At 59.6% G+C, this 1,494-nt stretch carries 1 protein-coding gene and 1 pseudogene; one reads left to right on the forward strand and one right to left on the reverse strand.

What is annotated here, in order from left to right; genetic code table 11:
- Positions 1-4: 4 nt before the first annotated feature.
- A complete protein-coding gene (locus EWE75_RS24535; protein ID WP_130160627.1) occupies positions 5-337 on the reverse strand; it encodes a hypothetical protein in 333 nt (110 codons plus the stop codon).
- Positions 338-570: 233 nt separating this feature from the next.
- Between EWE75_RS24535 and EWE75_RS24545 the strand changes: the two are divergent.
- A pseudogene (locus tag EWE75_RS24545) lies at positions 571-1,265 on the forward strand (IS3 family transposase); the annotation flags it as partial.
- Between the last annotated feature and the right edge of the window lie 229 nt (positions 1,266-1,494).

Here is a 1,494-nt window from a genome sequence, read left to right on the forward strand (position 1 = left end):
ACCATCAAACCAAACGACCTGTGCAGACGCTCCAGGTGGCCGGCTTCAGATCGGAACGATGGCCGGCTTCACGTCGGAATAGGTGGCCGGCTTCGTCGGAATCCGCATTTTGTCGCGCAGCAACCCTTCCACGCCTTCCGCGGCATAGCGAGCTTGCCAGCGCCAGACCGCTGGCACCGGTCCGGCGCGCAACCTCCAATACCGTCAGCCGCTCCGACGAGGCCAGCACGATCCTGGCGCGCTGGATATGCTTGAGCGAACCGTTTCGATCGGCGACCACCGACGCCAACCGCGCCGCATCTTCAGAGTTTACGATCACACATACGATCTGGGACATCCCGCCAGACTCGCACGAAACTAACCGATTGTGAATCACCTGATTGGGTCAGTGCACTAGTCACCTGAATCGGAAGTTCGGTTCATTGTTTTTTGGCAGAGGCGCTTAACGGAGGCGAGAATTTCCTCTGCAGATTTGACCCATTTGTAAGAGGTGGCTCGGAGAAACTGCGCAGCGGGATGAGTGGATTGTCGGCCTGAAGGCAGCCAGAATGGCTGCGTACAGGAGGCATGATGAGCAAGCGACCGCGCCGGTATCATAGTCCGGCATTCAAGGCGAAGGTGGCGTTGGCCGCGGTGAAAGGCGAGAAGACGCTTGCCGAGTTGGCACTGCAGTTCGACGTGCACCCAAACCTGATCAACCAGTGGCGGGCTAAGCTGCTGGAGAGCGCGGCTGACGTGTCCGGCGCGGAGCAGGCTCCGGCCGAGCCCGCGGTCGATGTGACAGTGTTGCATGCGAAGATTGGCGAGCTGACGCTGGCAAACGATTTTTTGTCCGGTGCGCTCGGAAAAGCCGGACTGTTGCCGAGCGCAAAGCGATGATCGACCGTTCTCACGATCTGCCGGTCTCACGGCAGGCGCGGCAGCTCGGTATCAGTCGCGGCAGCATCTATTATCTGCCTCGTCCGGTATCGTCCGCCGATCTCGCGATGATGCGCCGGATCGACGAACTGCACATGACCTACCCGTTTGCCGGCAGCAGAATGCTTCGGGATTTGCTCGGCGGCGAAGGCGTGAAGGTCGGGCGGTTGCACGTCGCCACGCTGATGAAGAAGATGGGCATCGCGGCGATCTACCGCCGGCGCAACACCTCGAAACCGGCGCAGGGACACCGGATTTACCCGTATTTGCTCCGCAAGCTGGCGGTCACGCAGCCGAACCAGGTCTGGGCGACCGACATCACCTACGTCCCAATGACGCGCGGCTTCTACGCTATGCAACTGGAAAACGCTCTTTGACGTGTCGATGCCGATGCGGATAATATTTGTCACGGGCGGCTCCTTCATGTGAGTGTTTCAACGACCTCATCCTGGCACATCACGATGCCGTTGGGAGATCCCATGAGGAGGTGAACAGCGAACGGCACTCTGCCAGACTGCTCTCGCTAAAAAACCAACTCTGGAGGCCGACATGCTTGTTGAAGCCGATCGATCCAAT

Source organism: Sphingomonas populi (assembly GCF_004208535.1).
GTDB lineage: Bacteria > Pseudomonadota > Alphaproteobacteria > Sphingomonadales > Sphingomonadaceae > Sphingomonas > Sphingomonas populi.